15 protein-coding genes and 1 pseudogene are annotated in these 16,366 nt (G+C 68.9%); 11 read left to right on the forward strand and 5 right to left on the reverse strand.

Going from position 1 to position 16,366, the window contains the following annotated elements; genetic code table 11:
• Positions 1–48: 48 nt before the first annotated feature.
• From KV557_RS42155 to KV557_RS02705, 3 genes and pseudogenes are all read right to left on the reverse strand, one after another.
• Positions 49–813 (reverse strand): annotated as a pseudogene (locus KV557_RS42155) (RNA polymerase subunit sigma-70); the annotation flags it as partial.
• Positions 814–847: 34 nt separating this feature from the next.
• On the reverse strand, positions 848–1,588 hold the full coding sequence (locus tag KV557_RS02700) for an SDR family oxidoreductase (protein ID WP_218197960.1): 741 nt from the start codon (positions 1,586–1,588) through the stop codon (positions 848–850).
• Positions 1,589–1,700: 112 nt separating this feature from the next.
• Entirely contained in the window at positions 1,701–2,579 is an 879-nt protein-coding gene (locus KV557_RS02705) for a LysR family transcriptional regulator (protein ID WP_218197961.1), read from the reverse strand.
• A 146-nt stretch (positions 2,580–2,725) separates the two neighbouring features.
• On the opposite strand from KV557_RS02705, the gene KV557_RS02710 reads away from it, so the two are divergent.
• The 3 genes from KV557_RS02710 (at position 2,726) to KV557_RS02720 (ending at position 6,497) form a co-directional block, all read left to right on the forward strand.
• Positions 2,726–4,081: an MFS transporter gene (locus tag KV557_RS02710; RefSeq protein ID WP_218197962.1), complete on the forward strand. Its 1,356-nt coding sequence runs from the start codon at positions 2,726–2,728 to the stop codon at positions 4,079–4,081.
• 222 nt (positions 4,082–4,303) lie between these two features.
• Entirely contained in the window at positions 4,304–5,194 is an 891-nt protein-coding gene (locus KV557_RS02715; RefSeq protein WP_256176839.1) for a DUF459 domain-containing protein, read from the forward strand.
• A 19-nt stretch (positions 5,195–5,213) separates the two neighbouring features.
• Positions 5,214–6,497 (forward strand): acyltransferase family protein, encoded by a 1,284-nt coding sequence (locus KV557_RS02720; protein ID WP_218197964.1) that lies wholly within the window; start codon positions 5,214–5,216, stop codon positions 6,495–6,497.
• Between the two features lie 112 nt (positions 6,498–6,609).
• On the opposite strand, the gene KV557_RS02725 is transcribed toward KV557_RS02720, so the two are convergent.
• Positions 6,610–7,161, reverse strand: a complete 552-nt coding sequence (locus KV557_RS02725) for a flavoprotein (protein ID WP_218197965.1) — start codon at positions 7,159–7,161, stop codon at positions 6,610–6,612.
• A 63-nt stretch (positions 7,162–7,224) separates the two neighbouring features.
• On the opposite strand from KV557_RS02725, the gene KV557_RS02730 reads away from it, so the two are divergent.
• Both KV557_RS02730 and KV557_RS02735 read left to right on the forward strand, forming a co-directional pair.
• Positions 7,225–8,439 carry a helix-turn-helix domain-containing protein gene (locus KV557_RS02730; protein ID WP_218197966.1) on the forward strand — a complete coding sequence of 405 codons (1,215 nt, stop codon included), beginning with the start codon at positions 7,225–7,227 and terminating at the stop codon, positions 8,437–8,439.
• A gap of 101 nt (positions 8,440–8,540) precedes the next feature.
• Positions 8,541–8,834, forward strand: a complete 294-nt coding sequence (locus KV557_RS02735; protein WP_218197967.1) for a hypothetical protein — start codon at positions 8,541–8,543, stop codon at positions 8,832–8,834.
• A 440-nt stretch (positions 8,835–9,274) separates the two neighbouring features.
• Here the strand turns inward: KV557_RS02735 and KV557_RS02740 are convergent, their stop codons facing one another.
• A complete protein-coding gene (locus tag KV557_RS02740; protein ID WP_218197968.1) occupies positions 9,275–9,487 on the reverse strand; it encodes a hypothetical protein in 213 nt (70 codons plus the stop codon).
• Positions 9,488–9,580: 93 nt separating this feature from the next.
• Here KV557_RS02740 and KV557_RS02745 point away from each other — a divergent pair, with 93 nt between their 5' ends.
• From KV557_RS02745 to KV557_RS02770, 6 genes are all read left to right on the forward strand, one after another.
• Entirely contained in the window at positions 9,581–10,804 is a 1,224-nt protein-coding gene (locus KV557_RS02745; RefSeq protein ID WP_218197969.1) for a helix-turn-helix domain-containing protein, read from the forward strand.
• A gap of 99 nt (positions 10,805–10,903) precedes the next feature.
• On the forward strand, positions 10,904–11,197 hold the full coding sequence (locus KV557_RS02750; protein ID WP_218197967.1) for a hypothetical protein: 294 nt from the start codon (positions 10,904–10,906) through the stop codon (positions 11,195–11,197).
• A gap of 438 nt (positions 11,198–11,635) precedes the next feature.
• Positions 11,636–11,788: a hypothetical protein gene (locus KV557_RS02755; protein WP_218197970.1), complete on the forward strand. Its 153-nt coding sequence runs from the start codon at positions 11,636–11,638 to the stop codon at positions 11,786–11,788.
• A gap of 13 nt (positions 11,789–11,801) precedes the next feature.
• Positions 11,802–12,890, forward strand: a complete 1,089-nt coding sequence (locus tag KV557_RS02760) for a methyltransferase domain-containing protein (RefSeq protein WP_218197971.1) — start codon at positions 11,802–11,804, stop codon at positions 12,888–12,890.
• 460 nt (positions 12,891–13,350) lie between these two features.
• Positions 13,351–13,731 (forward strand): hypothetical protein, encoded by a 381-nt coding sequence (locus KV557_RS02765; protein ID WP_218197972.1) that lies wholly within the window; start codon positions 13,351–13,353, stop codon positions 13,729–13,731.
• Entirely contained in the window at positions 13,728–16,286 is a 2,559-nt protein-coding gene (locus KV557_RS02770; protein WP_218197973.1) for a DUF6185 family protein, read from the forward strand. Before KV557_RS02765 ends, KV557_RS02770 begins: the two co-directional genes overlap by 4 nt.
• The last annotated feature ends 80 nt before the right edge of the window (positions 16,287–16,366 follow it).

Consider the following 16,366-nt stretch of genomic DNA (forward strand, 5'->3'; position numbering starts at 1 on the left):
GCCGTTGGCGCGGGTGCGGGTCAGCCGCCACAGGCCGGGGCGCAGGATGCGGGCGGACAGGAAGCCGAGGACGGCCGGGCGACCGGTGAACCAGGTCGGGGTCGGCGGCATCTCCATCTCGACGTCGGCCCGCAGGAGGTGCACCAGCGCGTCGGGGTCGGCGCGGGTGAAGGCGTCCACGTAGTCGTCGAGAAGGCCGCGCCGGACCTCCTCGTCCGGCTCGGCCAGGTCGTCCGCGACCGGTCCGGCGTCGGCCAGGCGGGCCCGGGCGCGGCGGAGGGCGCTGTCCACGGCCGCGGTGGTCGTGTCCAGCACCTCGGCCACCTCGGCCGTCCGGAACCCGAGCACGTCACGCAGGGTCAGTACGGCGCGCTGGCGCGCGGACAGGTACTGGAGCGCGGCGATGAAGGCCAGGCGTACGCCCGTCCGCATGGCCACGATCGCCGCGGGGTCGTCGGTGCCGAACTCGGTGCTGAAGCGGGCGTCGGGCGCCGGTTTGAGCCATGGCACGGACGGCTCGCGGGGAGCCACCGCCACCCGGTGGTCGTCCGAGGGCGCTCCCAGCCCCGATGGCAGTGGCCGCCGGGACCGCGTCTCCAGGGCCGTCAGGCAGGCCATTGTGGCGATCTTGTACAGCCACCGCCGCACCGAGGAACGGCCCTCGAAGCCGTCGAACCCCCGCCACGCCCGCAGGTAGGTCTCCTGCACCAGGTCCTCGGCGTCGTGGATCGAGCCGAGCATCCGGTAGCAGTGTGCGAGCAATTCCGGCCGGTACGGCTCGGCCAGGGCGGTGAACTCGGCGTTCGACGGCATCGCGGGTCCTCCTCGTCGTGCGGTGGGCGGCGGATCAGCCGATCGGGCTCAGCCCGGCGCCGTCGACCCGGTACTCCGGACCGCTGTCCGGGTCCCCGGCGACCTCCACCACGGCCTTGCCGATCTGCTCCAGGGTGAGGATCGGCTGCCGCCCCTTGAGGAAAGTCTCCCGGTCGACGCCCGCCCGCGCGGCGTAGCCCGTGACCCCGGTGTCGCCCACTCCGCCGACCGGAGTCATGTTCGGCAGCAGCGTGACGAACCGGATGCCCAGCCCGGCCCGCTCGGACTCCTCGGCGCCGTACTGGCGGAGGTAGCGGATGGCGGCCTTGGCACTGGCGTATCCGCCGCTGAGCGGGGAGCCGAAGAGCGCGGCCCCGCTGGACATCGAGACGACCACGCTGCCCGGGGCCAGCGGCTCCCGCAGCGCGGCCCCCGTCCAGGCGAAGACGTGCCGCGTGTCGACCTCCCAGTTGCGGCTGAAGGTCTCCCAGGTCTGTTCCTGCACGGGCGCCATGTGCGGCACGGCGCCGGCGTTGAGGACGAGCAGGTTCGGGCGGTGGGTGCGGATCACCTCGGCGGCGAGGTTCTCGTCGGTGGCGTCGGCGGCGACGGGGGTGAAGCGCTCGCCGAGTTCGTCGCGCACGGCGCGCAGTTGCTGCTCGTCGCGGGCGATGCCGATGACGCGGGTGCCCCGGGCGACGAGCGCGGCGGCGATCGCGCGCCCGAAGCCGCGGCCGGCGCCGGTGACGACGGCGGTGTGGATGGGATCTGACATCGGAGGCTCCGGGGGTGCTGGTCGGGTTCGGTCGCCAATCAAGACCAGCGGGAGGCGGGAAAACCGTCGCCCCGCGGAAAGATTCTTTTGAGCGGTTGAGCGGTTGAGCGGTTCAGGCCGCCGCGGCGTAGAGGACTTCGCGCAGGCCCGGGACGGATTCGCGGTCGGAGCGCCAGACGAGTCGCAGGTGGAGGCCCGGGGTCGGGAGGGGGAGGCGGATCAGGGAGCCGGCGGCCAGTTCGTCGCGGACGGCGAACTCGGGGAGCAGGGCCACGCCCAGGCCCTGCTCGGCGCAGGCGCGGGTGACGGCGACGCCGCCGGTGCGGACGCGTTCGACGGCGTGGCCGAGCAGGCGTTCGCCGGCGAGCCAGAATGAGCAGGCGGGCACGTTGACCAGGAGGCGGTGGCCGCGCAGGTCCTCGGTGGTGAGTGCGTCGGCCTTGCCGAGCGGGTGGGTGGGCGCGGCGACGAGGGCGAGGGGGACGTCCTCCAGATCGAGGTGGGCGAGCGGGGCCGGCGGCAGGTTGAAGCCGAGTTCGCCGAGCGGGCCCGCGGTGTCCAGGATCAGCGCCGCCTCCAGTTCCCCGGCGGCGACCCCGCCGAGCAGGCCGTCGCGGGCGGCGTCGGTGTGGAGCGAGACGTCCAGGTCGGGCCGGCGCTCGGCGAGGCGGGCCAGCACGGTCGGCACGTAGGTGGCCGCGATGGTCTCCAGCGCCCCGAGCCGCAGCGTCGGGCGGGCTTCCGCGACTTCCCGCCGGGCCTGCTCGGCCTGGTCGAGCAAGGTCCGCGCCCACGGGAGCAGGCGCTCGCCGGCCGCGGTGAGCGTCATCCCGCGCGGCGCCCGTTCGAACAGGTCGATGCCGAGGCTCCGCTCCAGCGTGCGGATCTGTTCGGAGACCGAGGACGGGGCGAGGTCGAGCGCCACGGCGGCGGCGGTGACGGTGCGGTGGGTGACGACGGCCTCGAAGACGCGCAACTGACGGAGTTCCACTGGTTTCCCCCTTCTGGCTTCGGTCGGGAGAAGCGCACGGGTGCGTTCGGATATTCCGAACGGTGCGTCAGGGTCGGCCGGTGGAGGGGGTCGCGGTCGCGGAGCAGAGTTGGCCCCCGATCCGCTCTCACTCGGGAGACCTCCAGATGACTACCTCTCTTCTCGTAGCCGATCCGCCTGTGGCGACTCGCCTGCGCTCATTGCTCGGCATCGCGCTGGGCTACTTCATGGTGCTGCTCGACACCACGGTGCTTTCCGTTGCCGAGCCCGATTTGGCGTCCTCGCTGGGCAGTTCGACGGCCGGGCTGCAATGGGCCGTCACCGGGTACAGCGTCGCGTTCGGCGCGCTGCTGCTGTCGGCCGGTGCTGCCGCCGACCGTTACGGCGCTCACCGGGCCTTCCGCTTCGGCATCGCTGCGTTCGGGGCGGGGTCGCTGCTCAGCGCGCTCGCGCCGGACATCTGGGCGCTGGTGCTGCTGCGGGCCGTCCTGGGGGTTGCGGCGGCCGCGTGCGTCCCGGCGAGCATGGCGCTCATCACCCGCCTGTACCCGGAGCCGGGGGAGCGGGCCAGGGCGGTCGCCGTCTGGGCGGCGGTCAGCGGCTGCGCGATGGCCTTCGGGCCGATGGTGGGCGGGGTGCTCGTCGACCTCGCCGGATGGCGGGCGGTGTTCCTGGTGAACGTCCCGCTGGCGCTGCTGGTGCTGGGGTTGGTGGCCGGCCGGGCGGTGCACTGCCCGCATGGGACGCGTCGCATCGACTGGTGGGCCCAACTGGCCGCCTGCGCAACGCTCGCGCTGTTCACGGATGCGCTGATCGCGGTGGGCTCCGGCGCCTGGCTGCACGTGAGCTGCTCGGGGGTTGGGGCGGTGGTGGCTCTTGGGACCTTCGTCCGGCGCGAGCGGCGCAGCCCCACCCCGGTGCTCCAGGCGGCGGTGCTGCGGGCGCGCGGGATGGGGGCGGTCCTGCTGGCCGGGGCCGCGGTGAACTTCGCCATGCTCGGCGTGCTCTTCGTCCTGCCGCTGCTGCTGCAGCAGGAGCTGCGGCTGTCGCCGACGATGGCCGGTGTGGCGTTCCTCCCGATGACCCTGCCGCCCGGCTTCAACCCGCTGCTCACCGGGCGCATCGTCGCCAAAGTCGGCCCGTGGAAGCCGGTGTTGGGCGGTCTGGCCCTGCTGGCAGCGGGCAGCGTCGTGTTCTCGGCAGCCGTCCTGAACGGCACCCCGTACCCGGTGCTGGCCGTAGGCCTGCTGCTGTGCGGCTTCGGCGTCTCCTTCGCGCTCCCCGCCCTGGTCACCGCGGTGGTCACCACTGCCCCCGAGGGCGCCGCAGGCGCGGCAAGCGGCCTCCTCAACGCCGTCCGCCAGGTGGGGGCGACGCTGGGCGTGGCGGTAATGGGCGCCTTCGTCGGCGGCGAAGATGCTCCCCTGGCAGCGGCGATGCTCCTCCCAGCGGGGGCCTGCGCCCTGGCCGCCGTCCTGGTCCACCACGCTCGGCGTTCTTGAGGCTCATGGTTCGAGGTCGTCTCCGAAGGCGACGTCCAGAGAGGAAGAAGGCCCACTGTCTGCTGGTGGCCAAGGCCAATCAGCCTGAACTGCACCGCAGGCTGCGGTCGCTGCCGTGAAAGGAGGTCGCCGCGCGCCACATGCGCACGCCCCACCGCGCTCCTTGGCCGAGCGCAGGACGATACGCCCGCTAACGGCCGACCGATTCGCCATTCCGTCAGAATGCCTGTGTTACGGGAATTCCGGTTTTGGTGTGGTGTACTGCTGATCGCCGTCCGTCTCGGAAGAAAGGCCCGGTCAGTGAGATCGTCCGCTGGTCGAATCTGTCGTACTGTCACGCTGGCCGCCCTGCTCAGCCTTGGGGTACCGGCCTGTTCCACCGCAAGCGATCCGGGCGCGTTGCTCAGTCATGACGCGCTCTCGCCCGGGACTCGGGATATGACGATTCTGGTGGTCGGCGACTCGTGGGCCCGCAGTTTCGGCGTCGGCATGAATTCGGTCGGAAAATCGCAGAACAATACGATCGTGAATGCCGCTCAGGGTGGCTGCGGGATCATGCTGTCCGCCGAGGAGGAGGTCGGCAAGAAAAGAACTCCGACTCCCACACAGTGCAACACCTGGCCGACGGAGTGGCCGAAGCTGATCGACCAACACAAGCCCCAGGCAGTCCTGCTCAGCACGTCGTTCTGGGACCAGGCCGCCCAGGTGATCGACGATTCGGGAAAGCTGAAGACGATCGATGCGCCGGACTTCCAGAAGGCTTACGCCGTGCACCTCGACCAGGCCCTCGAACTGCTCGGCCGGGGCGGCGCCCGGGTCTTCCTGACCACGACGACGGACGGCGACCCGGGCCCCTACCGGACCAAGTCGGACGCGATGAACAAGGCCGTGCGGGCGGCGGTCGCCCGCAACGCGGCGAAGGGCACCTCACTGCTGAGCGTCCGCGACCAGCTGTGCGACGACTCCGGTTGCCCCAGGGAGATCCACGGCATCCAGGTCTACGACGACACCGGCCACCCGACCAAGGAGGCCCAGGACCGGCTGGGCGCCTGGATGCTCGACGCGATGCACGAGGCCGTCGGGCAGCACCAGGGCTCCGAGCCGTCGGCCTGAGGACCGGAAGGCAACCGCCATGACCGTCTCCGCCACCACCGGGACCGAGCGCGCCGCCGCCGCGCGGGTCGCGTCCGCCGCCCCACCCGCCGGGCGCCTGCCCGCGCTGGACGGCCTCCGGGCCCTCGCGGTGCTGGCCGTCATCGCGTTCCACTTCGATCTCGGACTCGGCGGCGGGTTCCTCGGCGTCGACATCTTCTTCGTGCTGTCCGGGTTCGTGATCACCCGCCTGCTGTTGATCGAACACGCCTCGCGCGGGCGGATCTCGCTCGGCAGGTTCTGGACCAGGCGGGCCAGACGGCTCTTCCCGGCCGTGCTGGCGCTGCTGGCCGTGACCCAGCTGTGGATGCGACTCTCGGCCACCCACAGCCTGCGGCTCACCACCAACGCCCAGACGCTCGCCGCGCTGGTGTACGGCAGCAACTGGTACGCGATCTTCGGCAATGTCGGCTACTGGGGCACCGCCATGACGGATGCCCCGCTCAACCACCTCTGGTCACTGGCCGTGGAGGAGCAGTTCTACCTGTGCTGGCCCATGGTGTTCGCGGGGGTCGCCGCCTTCGCGAGATCCCGGACCGTTCTGGGCGCGGTGGCCGCGCTGGGTGCGGCGGCCTCGTTCGCCCTGGCGATCACGCAGTGGTCCGGTGACGACCCCGACCGGTCGTACCTGGGCACCGACACCCGGGCGGCGGCGCTGTTCCTGGGGATCCTCGTCGCGGTGATCACCGTCCGCGCGCGGCCCTGCGCGGAGGGCTGCTGGGACCGCCGGGTGCCGGCTCACCGGGCGCGCTCGGCCGCCGTGCTCACGGCGGCCGCGGCGGTCGCCCTGGGCATGCTGTGGGTGACAACGCGGATGGGCCGGCCCGCACTGCACAGCTGGCAGCTTCCACTGGCCGGGCTCGCCGCCGCGCTGCTGATCGCTACGGTTGCGGCGTCCGGCACCAGCCCGGTCGCCCGAGTCCTGGCGTCAAGGCCGCTCGTGGCGGTCGGGGCGATCAGCTACTCGCTCTATCTGTGGCACTGGCCGGTCTGGGTGTTCCTGCGCCGGCTGTGGCCCGCGTGGGACGGCCCGCAGGTGGCCGTGGTGGCGCTGCCGGTCTCGTTCGTCCTCGCGGCCGCCTCGTACGCGCTGGTCGAGAACCCGATCCGGCACGGCCGCGCCCGCACGACGACCGTCGTGGTCGGGCTGCTCCTCGTCGCGCTGCTCCTCGCCGTCAGCTGCGCGTTCTTCCAGCCCGCGCCGCCGGTGGCGCAGCAGAGTGGCATCGTCGTCGGACTCCGCGCCCCCACGCCGACGGGATGACGCACCCGGCGCCGCCCCGCGGTCGATCGATGGGACCGGGCCCGCGCCGGAACGCGCGGGCCCGGCGGGCACGGCTGCTTCCTGGCTGACCTGCGTGCCCCGGGGTGAGTTGCTAGTTCCGGTTCGTGGTCGAGGTCAGTACGGGGCGAAGCAGGTCGAGGACGTGGGTCCAGTTGTACTGGTCCCGGCGACCGCCGGCCTTCGGCTTGTGGGGCACGTAGTCGCCGATCAGGACGCCCATCGAACGGAGGCGGCTCAGGCTCTCTCCGTACACCGGGTGGGCTGCTTGGGCCGAGTTGAGGTAGGGCTGAACGGCCGTGGGAATGCCGAGCCCGTACGCCTCGCAGAGGATGCCGAGCGCGAGGGTGTCCGAGATGCCGGCGGCCCACTTGTTGATGGTGTTGAACGTGGCCGGTGCCACGGCGATCGCATCCGCTGGGGGAAGGGGCTGAGGGATTGCAGGGGTGCGCCAGGCGGAGCGGATCGGGTAGCCGGTCTGCCGCTCGATGGCTTCTTGGTCCATGAATCCGAGCCCGTTGGGGGTGGCGATGACACCGACCCTCCAGCCTTCGGCATGGGCGGCGGTGATCAATCCGCTGACGTTGTCCGCGATGCCCGAGGCGCAGACGATGACGTAGAGGAACGGCTCGCGTTGGTCGGTCAAGTCTGTGCTCCTGGATTGGGTCTCCACCCATATGAATCGGTTCGGCGGCCCTACGCTGATGGCATGGCTGTGGATCCTGCATTGCCCGTAGGCCGGCGCATCCAGTACTACCGTGAGCGCGCCGGGAAGTCTCGTCCGGTGTTGGCCGCTCTGTTGGGGCGGTCGCCGAGTTGGCTGAAACAGGTGGAGAACGGGGCGCTGCTGCCTCCGCGTCTGCCGATGCTCGTGCGTATCGCTCAGCACTTGGGGATTGATGATCTCTCCTTGCTGACGGGCGATGTCAGCATGCCCAGGGCCCTGTATTCCGGTGTGGAACATGCGGCACTGGACTCGGTCAGGCGGGCGGTTGACGGTGCTCCGCTCGGGTTGGCCGGTGGGCCGGCGCTCAACCTTGACCACATCGAGGTCCAGTTGGCGAATGCCTGGCGCACGAGGATGACGCGAGGCGACCACCGAACCGCCCTGGCGGAGTTGCTACCACCGCTTGTGTCGGCGGCCTCCATGGCGGTTTCGCACCCGGAGTGCGCGGATCGGCGGCGGGCGGAGGTGATGTATGCCAGCGCGCTGAACCTGACGCAGATGTATGCGGCATTCCAGGGGGACGGCAATCTGGTCTGGCGGGTGGCCGAGAGGGCGTTGGCGACCGCACGGGCTTCGGGCGACCCGCGAGCGATCGCGCGAGCGTGCTGGTTCCTGGTGGAGGCCTTCCGGAAGTCGGGCCAGTGGGACAGCGCCCAGTCGCTGACCGAGGATGCTCTTCGGCTGCTCGACCCGCTTCGCGCGGAGTCGCCGGAACTGGCCTCGGCCTGGGCGGACATGGCATTCCATGCGGCCATCACGCACGCCGTGGCCGGGGAGGCCGGAGAGGCATGGGGTTGGATCGACCGCGCGGCGGCGATTGCGCAGCGCCTTCCGGAAGGTTTCTGGAGCGCCCCAACGTCAGGCTCTCGCCAGGCCGTTGGTCTGCATTCGGTGACTGTGGCAGTCGAGCTTCGCCAGACCGGCACCGCGCTCCGGTGGGCGAGGCGGCTACCAGCCGCCGATGTCACGGCGGTTCCCCGCCGTGGTCGCCACCTGATCGAGGTCGCGAGGGCGCACGCCCTCCGTGGGGAGGCGGAGTCCGTGGTGGAACTGCTCACGGACGCCATCGCGGTCGCGCCTGAAACGGCCCGGTGGAACGAGGAGACGCGAGCCATGGTTCGAGGCCTGGTTGATGGTCGGTCGTCGGTACAGGAGGCCGGGCGGCGCTTGGCCGAGTCCATCGGTATGGCCGCATAGCAGCTGCCGGAATTGGAGGCAGAAACCCTGCCCCTCCGCATAGTGACGGGCCCGTAACGTCGTGTGACGCTACGGGCTCGGCGTTGTAGAGGAGCATGCGGATGACGCAGGTGGGGCGGGACGAGTTGGCTGCGGCAAAGGCGGCCCGGCTGTCCAAGTTGGCTGTGCGGGAGTTGGATCCGGCGGCCACTCATGGGTACGGCATTCGCTGGGATCCGGCGGCGCGTTGTTACCGCGTTCGCGATGAGCCGGCCGGCACGTGGCTGCGGGACGGCGACGGAGCCATCCGGGCCTTCGTGCGGTTCGACGCCGCGAACAGTGAGTGGCGTCGGTTGCGGCGCGAGGACCTGGAAGCCCGGGTGCGGGAGGCGAACTGGTGGTCCCGGTGGAACTGATGGAGGTCCCTCGCGACGCGGCTCCCGTACCGGTTGGGGGTTGCGAGTCGTGCGCCGAACTGGCCGTCCGCGAGGCGGAATCCGCCGCCCGATTCGACTACTCCGGTGCCGTCGACGCCCGCGTCTTGATGCGCCGGCACCACGGGAGCGCGCACCGATGACGCGTGAATCGGCCGATGGCCGTCACCAACCACTCTTGGCTGCCTGCGCGGTGTCCGTCGCAGGAGCAGTGGTGCTCGCGGCGATGCTGCTGGCGCTCTGCTGCGCCGGTTTGTAGGAGCTGCCGCCCCCGCCGCGCGGGGGCGGCAGCACCCCGTTCGGCTCTGGAAGGGAGTCCTGTGATCTCCGGAGGATTCAGCACCACCCGCGACACCCCCATCCACGCGGCTCCCGGCCGATCGCCCCTGGCTCTTGTGCGTGGCGGCTCGGCGACGGTCCGCCTACGGCGGCTGCCGCCCAGGGTGGCAGCCGCCGACGAGATCGGGCAGGGTGATGCGGATGCGGCCGAAGGTGCGGCTCGTCATGGTGCGCTCGCCCTCGAATTGGGCCAGGCCCGCGCCAATGAGCGCGGGCCCGGCCGGTCGCGAGGCGTCGAGGAGGGAACCGGAGGGGCGCGCCATCGGCTGCGTCATCGAGTGCCGCTCGATGTACATCCCCGAACGGCCGATGTGATGGTGACTTGGCCTCCCTCACAGGCACTTTGCGGCGTACGCTCCCGGTAGACGTGACACCGCCCGGGAGTGGCCATGAGCGAGATGCCGGCAGAACTAACGACAGGCGAGCGGATTCGGTTCCACCGCGAGCGAATTGGGATGAAGCGAGCGGTGCTGGCCGGGTTGGTGGGGCGTTCGGAGGGCTGGCTGAAGAAGATCGAGCAGGGTGAGCGTGAGCTTCGCAACCTGACGACGTTGGTCCGGATCGCGCAGGTGCTGCGGATGGACGACGTCGGTGCGCTCACTGGTACGCCTGGGGCTGTACCTGTCGGGACGTGGGGGAAGCTGTCGCACTCGGCGGTGCCTGCTCTGAGAGAGGCCGTCCACGCCGGTACCTTCCGGCGCCCGAACGACCTGCCGACGACGGTGGACGAGTTGGCCGGTCGGGTTCGCCAGACCTGGGCGCTTTGGCATGCGTCGCCGCACCAGCGGACGCAGGTCGGCGCGGTGCTGCCGGAACTGCTGCTGACCTGCCACGCGACCGCAAGGGGTCGTGAAGGAGAAGAGCGCCGTCGGGCCTGCCGAATCCTCGTCGAGGCCTACGCGTTGGCCCAGATGTACGCGGCTCACGTCACGGAGCCGGAACTGTACTGGGTGCTGGTCGACCGGGCTCGGATGGCGGCCGAAGAGTCCGACGACCCGGTCATGTTGGCGTTCTCTGCGTGGATCGCCGCGAACGGGCTGGCCAGCAGCGGCCACTCGGACGAATGCGTCAGGCTGTTGGCCGAAGCCGCCGACATGCTGCGGCCGCAGCTGGAGGGCGGGTCGGAGTTCCTGCGGGCGACGTTTGGGTCGATCGCCCTGAAAGCCGCAGTGACGCTGGCCGGGGACGGCCGGGAAGGCGATGCCTGGCGGTGGTTCGCCGAGGCTGAGCGGACGGCTCAACTCGCACCCGACTACTGGCATCCGTGGACCGCGTTCGGCACGGGGAACGTGGCCGTCCACGGTGTCACGATCGGCGTCGATCTGAAGACTCCCGGGGCTGCCCTCCGACGGGTTGCCGAGGTGGACCCGATAAGCGTTCCGAGCGTCGAGCGGCGGTCCCGACTGTTCGTGGACGCGGCCCGATCGGAGTACGCGCGCCGTGAACCGGCAGGCGCGCTGCACTACTTGAAGCGGGCCTACGAGGTCTCGCCGGAGGGCGTGCGGTACGTGCCCGCCGGGCGCTCGCTGGTGGTCGAGCTCGCCCGCACGTCCAAGGGGCCGCTCCGGGGCGACGCTGTCGCCCTCGCCGAGGCGGTGGGCGTAGCGGCCTGAAGATCAACAACAAGGTGCCCCATTTTGGGGCAGTTGCCCCGCGTACGAGCCCGTAACGTCGTGTGACGTTACGGGCTCGGTGCGTAAAGGAGCATGCGGATGACGCAGGTGGGGCGGGACGAGTTGGCTGCGGCAAAGGCGGCCCGGCTGTCCAAGTTGGCTGTGCGGGAGTTGGATCCGGCGGCCACTCATGGGTACGGCATTCGCTGGGATCCGGCGGCGCGTTGTTACCGCGTTCGCGATGAGCCGGCCGGCACGTGGCTGCGGGACGGCGACGGAGCCATCCGGGCCTTCGTGCGGTTCGACGCCGCGAACAGTGAGTGGCGTCGGTTGCGGCGCGAGGACCTGGAAGCCCGGGTGCGGGAGGCGAACTGGTGGTCCCGGTGGAACTGATGGAGGTCCCTCGCGACGCGGCTCCCGTACCGGTTGGGGGTTGCGAGTCGTGCGCCGAACTGGCCGTCCGCGAGGCGGAATCCGCGGCCCGATTTGACTACTCCGGCGCCGTCGATGCCCGCGTCCTGCTGCGTCGGCACCACGGGAGCGCGCACCGATGAGGCGTGAATCGGCCGATGGCCGTCACCAATCGCTATTCGCCGCCTGCGCGGTGTCGGTCGCGGGGGCAGTCGTGCTCGCGGCAATGCTGCTGGCGCTCTGCTGCGCCGGCCCATAGGGGCGGCGCAGCACCGAACAACCCTGCCAGCCAACACGAGGAGACAGCAGCATGGCCACTCCATCACCTTCGCCCCCGCAGCCCGAGCGACCGCCGACCCCCAGGCCGCCGGACCGGTAGATCCCACCAGCTAGAACTGACGCGTCAAGAGGAGAAGCACAATGGGCAAGCACGGCGGAGGATCCGGCAACGATGGGCCCGGCAAGGCGGGCGGAGGCAAGGGCGGTGGACACTCCGGGAAGCCGGACACCGCGCCGCACGACGGCAAGCGGGACGCGCCGCCCACCAACCTGCCCAAGCCGTCGAAGCGTTGAGGGGAGTGCGTGCATGAACTGGGACACCTTGGCTGACGGCCTCCGGGAGTCCGGGGCCTTGTCGGCCGACTGGGAATCGACATTCCGTGCTGTGCCGCGCCGGCTGTTCGTGCCGGACCGGATTCACCACCAGGGCGAGTGGATCGACCGGAATGAACACCCCGTCCAGTGGTACGAGTTGGTCGGATCCGACCTCCCGCTCGTCACCCAGCTGGATGAGGACGGCACGACGCCGTCCTCATCCAGCTCGATGCCCACCGTTGTGGCGCAGATGCTGCGGCACCTCGATGTCCAAGAAGGCATGCGCGTGCTCGACGTCGGCACCGGTACGGGGTGGACGGCCGGCCTGCTGGCCCACCGGCTCGGGGCGGAGAACATCACCACGGTCGAAGTGGACCCTCATCTAGCCGACGAGGCTCGCCGTCGGCTCGTAGCAAATCAGCTGCCAGTTAGGGTTGTTGTCGGTGACGGCGCGCTCGGCGATGCGCCGAGCGCGCCGTACGACCGGGTGCACGTCACTGCGGCCGTGCAACGCGTCCCCGGTGCGCTGATCGAGCAGACGGTGCCCGGCGGCATCATCGTGGTCCCCTACGGCGCGCCGTTCTGCAATGGTGGGCTGCTGAAGCTCACCGTCGCCGAGGACGGCCGCTCCGCGAGCGGGCCGTTCGTGGAGGACGTCGCGTTCATGTGGGTGCGCGACCAGCGGCCGGAGAGTGGGGAGTTCGAGATCGAGAACGTCCGGCACGGCCCGTCGGAACTCGACCCCGCCGCCGTGGCCGAGCACACCAACGCGGCCTTCGCGATCGGCCTGCGACTGCCGGGACTGTTCCGGCAGGAGGCGTGGGCGGGCTACGACCGGTTCGGTACTGGCCGGTTCGAGGTCTGGGACGGAGTGTCGTACGCCCACTGCCGCCTCGCCGACTGGGACGGCAAGCATGCGGTGTCGCAGTCCGGGCCCCGCACCCTGTGGGACGAGGTGACGGCCGCGCACGCGTGGTGGCAGCGACAGGGCGCACCCGGGCTCCACCGGTTCGGCCCGACGGTCACCGTTGAGGGCGAGCAGCGGGTGTGGCTGGACGAGCCCGACTGCGTGATCGGCTGACGAGTGGTGGAAGGCGCGCCCCGGGCTCTCGGAGCCCGGGGCGCGCTGGGTGGTGTGCGCTTGCGCCGACCGAATTGGGTGATATGGAACAGAGTTTGACGAATCACTACGGTGAACATTGCGGCGTGGGCGTGCGGTTGATCGCTTGGTGCACGGCAAATGGTGAGCCCGGGCGGTGAGTCCAACGCCCCTGGGGCATGGCGCCAGGAGCTAATAACCACTCAGCCGGCACGGACACCGCAACATCGCCGCCGGCCTCTGCCACGTCTCCTGCGGCCCCTTCAACCGGCCACTCGATCTCCTGGACACCCCCCTGACTTCCAGCCCGTCCACAAGATCACCGGAACTTTTGAAACGCCCCTGCCTGCGGGATTGAGCGCATCAGTCTCCTGTTGCAAGCCAACGCATGGGAACCTATGGTGATCGTACGTATGCGTTTAGTTACAAAACGGAGGCGATAGTGGCCAGCCAAGCGAGGAATCCCAGGGGGGCGCTCCCGCGGTTCGAGGAGGCCGAGGGGCTCGGACCGCAGGACGCGACATTCGTCCAGGATCTGATCGCGGTCCTGGAGAAGCACGGCAACCTGGAGCGCTTCGGCCTGTGCCTACTGCACGACCACTTTCCCCTGGCTGCGGACGAGATCCTGGTCGAGACGAACGATACCGAGGCGCGCACCCTCCATACTCGCGTAGAGAAGGCGAACCAGACCACACACAGCAAGCCCACCCAGTGGCGCTTCCTCCCGAGCGTCCACCACTCACGCCGCGCAGAGTTCGCCAGCGACCCCTATGAGGTCGTCCTGCTGTGCGACCCTTACAGCGGATGCCCGCCCCGGAAATGACTGCCCTGGCATGGCGGTGGATCGCGCTCGCCTTCGCGATGCTCGGGTGGTGGGGAGCGCAACCGACACAGGCGTACGCCGCCGATACGGTTAATTGTCCAACCCAGCAACTCAACAAGAACACCAAGCTCATCTTCATTAAACACTATCCGGATTTCGTCGAGATTCGGCAGACGACAATCATCAAGGTGTCGGAACAGCCGGGGGGGTTCACGGACGACCTGATGTTCGGCGCAGATACGGCAAGGTACCGAAATGCCATGTACTGCCTGCTGCGCGGGAACAGTGCGTCGCAGGTGATGTTCGACAAGTGGCATCCAGAGTGGCGATCCACCAGCTCCCAGGTGACCAATGACGACCACATGGTGACGGTTCAATACGAGTCATGGAATTTAATCAATGGCTCTGGTGAATTCGAAGTCGGCCCGTGGCTAGTTGAAGTCAGACCAGGTCAGGCTTGGGAAGCCACCCTTCACTCACCAGACACGCCGGGCGCTCTGCGTGGAGACGCCTCATGGGAGTCGATCGAGGTCAATCCGGGCGGCCTGGAAATCAGCGACGCCTCTGTGGCGTCGAGCACAAATGAAGACGGCAGTAGAAGATGGCCCTCAGGGAGCCCGGACATTAAGGTCAAAGTGGTGCCACCATGGGCTCTGGTGCCGAGTGGCCACGCCGCCTGGATCGTGTCTCTGGGCCTCGTCTCCTGGTGGATCTGCGCCTCGGCCGTGATCGCAGTGTCGGTATGGCGTTTCAAGAAAACCGTCAAAAGTCCTGATGGGGGGGACACCAGCGCTTTAGCTAAAACGGCTTTGGAGTGGGCGGCACTGAGTGCAGCCCTTGGCTTGACGTTGCTTCTGCTGCTCCATCCCTCTGCCGCCGCAAATCGTTGGCGTGCCCTCATTGGAATTTCGTCGGGTCTTATTTTGGTCCTTCTCGCGCACCCTTGGCTCCCGTTGGCGCACGGCTCCGACGACAGAGGGCGAAGGAAAGCGGTGCTCAACGCCACCTTGACAGCAGCGACGATCGGCCTGCTGGTGATCCTGGTTCCCGACCTTTTCAACCTCTCGCCGCAACTCATGCCCGAAGCCTCACCTCCGGCTACCGGAATTATCGGGCTGGCCCTATTGGACCTTTCCATGGTGTGGCTGTGGCTGGCGGCGATTGTCGCATGGGCCTGGTGTTTTGTGCGAGAAGGAGAGCTGGGCGAGTTCTTGGGCGGAGGCGAGTCTGAGCATTCCGAATCCTTGGGCGGAGGAAAGCCTGAGCATCGCCTCCGCCCTATGGCTGCAATCGGAGCCGCGCTCTTCGTGGCCGCAGTCGTGGTGGTGGCCTGCCGATGGCTGTCCTTTCACCTCGCGTGGGAACGTGCCAACTGGGCGGGGAAAGCAAGCATGCGTTTCGGCACTGATTACAGACGTGCCCTGAGTCAGCAACTCGCAGAGTTCGCATCCAGAGGCCCCCAATGGGTGTACAGCTATACGTGGGTGCTGGCGGGAATGGCACTTGTAGCGCTACTCCATCTTAGCTTCACTAAACAAGAAACCCTCGAGCTCAGGCGGCCGGAAAAGGTGGATCTGCTGCTGGTAACCGCCATCTTCGCCATCGTCGTAGCGTTGAGGGGGGTCATGTTTGCAGGACACTCGGCAGCGGTGTACGGCCTCTGGCTACCTCTGAATATGGTCGCACTCTACGCCACGGTGAAGGTGGGGTGTCGATGGTCGGTGCTGTACCGAGCGAACCGAAGAGCGGAGGAGGACTGCGTCGTAAAAGAGCTGAGCGGACCGAAAGGCTACGGCGGCCTGATGGAGAAGGCGCGGAGCTGCCACGATCAGCTCCACCGGCTGCACCTCCTTGATCGCGGACACGGGGAGGAGACCTCGCGAGACCAACTGGAGCAAGAACTGCGCAAGCTGCACCATTGGCTGTCTGAGGGACGCAGCCACGACTGCCTACCGGACGAGGTATCCGTCGTAGACGTCGCCCTCAGCTTGGGACCAGATCAGTCTTGCTGGGGCAACGCGCGCAAGGCCGCCTGCTGGGCCGCCATCTTCGGAATTCTCCCAAGCGTAGTCACCACCTGGTATGAGAACGTGCACGATGCCGAGCAGTGGACGTTTACGCTCAACTCACCCACAGGCATCCCGGATACGGTCGGAGTGTTCCTGGCACAAGAGATCTCTTTCGCCGGTGCAGGACTGGTCCTGGGGGCGTTGTGGCGTCTACTGCCCGGAGAGCGCGGCCCGATGCGAGCGTTCAGCCTGTTCATCGCCTGGCTCGTCCCCATCGGCGTAGTCGCGGGCATCGCGCCCGGCCTCGTTGTCGGCGCGGAATTGTACAGGGCACTCCTCAGGGCCCTCCTGATGCTCATGGTGCTGACAGTGACGAGCATGTGGATGGACACCGATACCTTCCATCTCGAGCGGCACGTTTGGTCAAATCGCCTCAGCCTGCTGGTGTCGATCTATCAGGTGCACGGCCTCTCCGGACAGATCGCCTACCTGACCGCCCAGATGGTGGCTGTGCTGACGATCTGGCAGCAAATCAGCGGAATATGAATCCCAGGTCGACCCCTATGAGCTCGTGACACGATCTTGTTGATGGCCGCAGATCGGCCATCGTCTGTTCGTCAGTGGGC

Origin of the sequence: Kitasatospora aureofaciens (genome assembly GCF_019192735.1) — a bacterium.
GTDB classification, from domain to species: domain Bacteria; phylum Actinomycetota; class Actinomycetes; order Streptomycetales; family Streptomycetaceae; genus Kitasatospora; species Kitasatospora aureofaciens_A.

What these genes read in the sequence shown, in the direction of transcription:
- KV557_RS02700 (WP_218197960.1), bottom strand. Translation starts at nt 1,588, where the DNA reads ATGTCAGATCCCATCCACACCGCCGTCGTCACCGGCGCCGGCCGCGGC.
- KV557_RS02710 (WP_218197962.1), top strand. Translation starts at nt 2,726, where the DNA reads ATGACTACCTCTCTTCTCGTAGCCGATCCGCCTGTGGCGACTCGCCTG.
- KV557_RS02715 (WP_256176839.1), top strand. Translation starts at nt 4,304, where the DNA reads ATGCCTGTGTTACGGGAATTCCGGTTTTGGTGTGGTGTACTGCTGATC.
- KV557_RS02720 (WP_218197964.1), top strand. Translation starts at nt 5,214, where the DNA reads ATGACCGTCTCCGCCACCACCGGGACCGAGCGCGCCGCCGCCGCGCGG.
- KV557_RS02730 (WP_218197966.1), top strand. Translation starts at nt 7,225, where the DNA reads ATGGCTGTGGATCCTGCATTGCCCGTAGGCCGGCGCATCCAGTACTAC.
- KV557_RS02735 (WP_218197967.1), top strand. Translation starts at nt 8,541, where the DNA reads ATGACGCAGGTGGGGCGGGACGAGTTGGCTGCGGCAAAGGCGGCCCGG.
- KV557_RS02740 (WP_218197968.1), bottom strand. Translation starts at nt 9,487, where the DNA reads ATGTACATCGAGCGGCACTCGATGACGCAGCCGATGGCGCGCCCCTCC.
- KV557_RS02745 (WP_218197969.1), top strand. Translation starts at nt 9,581, where the DNA reads ATGAGCGAGATGCCGGCAGAACTAACGACAGGCGAGCGGATTCGGTTC.
- KV557_RS02750 (WP_218197967.1), top strand. Translation starts at nt 10,904, where the DNA reads ATGACGCAGGTGGGGCGGGACGAGTTGGCTGCGGCAAAGGCGGCCCGG.
- KV557_RS02755 (WP_218197970.1), top strand. Translation starts at nt 11,636, where the DNA reads ATGGGCAAGCACGGCGGAGGATCCGGCAACGATGGGCCCGGCAAGGCG.
- KV557_RS02760 (WP_218197971.1), top strand. Translation starts at nt 11,802, where the DNA reads ATGAACTGGGACACCTTGGCTGACGGCCTCCGGGAGTCCGGGGCCTTG.
- KV557_RS02770 (WP_218197973.1), top strand. Translation starts at nt 13,728, where the DNA reads ATGACTGCCCTGGCATGGCGGTGGATCGCGCTCGCCTTCGCGATGCTC.